The organism is Chrysiogenia bacterium, assembly GCA_020434085.1.
GTDB lineage: Bacteria > JAGRBM01 > JAGRBM01 > JAGRBM01 > JAGRBM01 > JAGRBM01.
Window position 1 is genome coordinate 1 of sequence record JAGRBM010000410.1, and the last position, 1,682, is coordinate 1,682.

At 67.2% G+C, this 1,682-nt stretch carries 2 protein-coding genes; both read left to right on the plus strand.

The genetic code is table 11. The annotated features are described in order from the left end of the window. A partial coding sequence (locus KDH09_14035; GenBank protein MCB0220816.1) for an FAD-binding oxidoreductase occupies positions 1-975 on the plus strand: 975 nt, incomplete at its 5' end. Positions 976-978: 3 nt separating this feature from the next. Further along, positions 979-1,682, plus strand: a 704-nt coding sequence (locus KDH09_14040) for an FAD-binding oxidoreductase (GenBank protein ID MCB0220817.1), incomplete at its 3' end; no start/stop codon positions are given.

The following is a 1,682-nucleotide window of genomic DNA, read 5'->3' on the forward strand; positions in this document are numbered from 1 at the left end:
GCGCGCGCGACGGGGCCCAACTGGCAGGGGCTCTTCGTGGGCAGCGAGGGGACGCTTGGCGTCATCACCGCGGCGACCATGAAGGTAAAGCGCGCGCCCGCGTATCGCGCCTTTTCGAGCTTCCTGTTCGCCGACCTGGTATCGGGCTGGGATACGTTTCGTGAGCTCCTTCAGGCGGGGCTCCGCCCGGCGGCGATGCGTCTCTACGATGAAGTGGATACCTATCTGGCCGGAAGTTCCGGCGGCGGCGAGGCCAAGGCCGGCGAGGTCGCCGAGGGCTATGGCGACGTCTTCGGCGCCTTCTACGAAGTGCTGCGCGGCTCGGGTTTTCAGCGCACACTGCGCGGCCTGGTCGGCGGTGCGCTCGGATTTTCCGGGCTGCTCAATCGCGCGCTGGGGATGGTGCCCAAGCAGTGCAAGTGCATCATGGTCTTCGAGGGCGAGGAGGATCGCTGCCTGCTTGAGCAGGAGCTCGTTACCGAGATCGCGCTGCGCCACGGCGCCGAGGACACGGGCGAGGGGCCCGCACGCAAGTGGCTCTCGCGCCGCTACGCGGTGAGCTATCGCCAGTCGACGGTCTTCGACAACTTCGCCTTTGCCGACACGATGGAAGTGGCCGCGAGCTGGAGCAAGCTGCCGCGGCTCTATCTCAAGGTTCGGCAGGCGCTTGCGCGCCACGGCCTTGTCATGGCGCACTTCTCCCACGCCTATCCCGAGGGCTGCTCGATCTACTTTACGTTCGTGGGGGCGGGCTCAAATCGCCAGGTCTCGCAGGCGCGCTACCGCAACTGCTGGCGCGACGCGCTGGCCGCGGCTCACGAGGCAGGCGGCACCATCACCCACCACCACGGGGTGGGACTGCTCAAGGCCGGTTACATGGCCGACGAACACGGTGCCGCCATGGAGATCCTGCGCGCGGCGCGCGCGCATCTCGATCCCCAGGGAATCATGAATCCCGGAAAGCTGGGGATCTGAGCCATGGGCACGCCGGCAAAGTCACAGACGAAGACGCAGAAGACCTGGAAGTTCCCGGCTCCCAAAAAGGAGATCCGGGAAGCCCTCGAAAAGGCATTCGAAGGGCGCATGGAGCGTGTCACCTGGAAGAGCACCGACCGCGCGATCTACGGGCGCGATCTCTGGCCGCGCGAGCTGCTCTCGCTCCGCCGCGGCGAGCGTCCGGCCGGACCGGCGGCCATTGTGCTCGCCAAAGAGGCGCGTGACGTCGAGGCCACGATGAAGCTCTCGCGCTCGCTCGGCCTGCCGCTTGTGCCCTACGCCGATGGCTCGGGCGTGTGCGGCGGCGCGCGCGCGGCCTCCGACGCGCTGGTGCTCGATCTGAAAGCGCTCAACAAAATCGATCCCATCGACGAGAAGAGCCTCACCGTGCGCGCCCAGTGTGGCGTGCAGGGCGAGAAGCTCGAGCGCGCCCTGAACCGCGCGGGCTACACCCTCGGCCACTTCCCCAGCTCCATCTACACGAGCACTGTGGGCGGCTGGGTCTCGACCCGCTCGGCCGGGCAGCTCTCGACCAAGTACGGGAAGATCGAGGACATGGTGGTGGGGCTCGAATGCGTGCTGCCTGACGGCAGCAAGTTCGTCACGCCCGACGCACCGCGCTCTGCGGCAGGACCCGACTTCAAGCAGATCATGATCGGCGCCGAGGGAACTCTGGGGATTGTGAC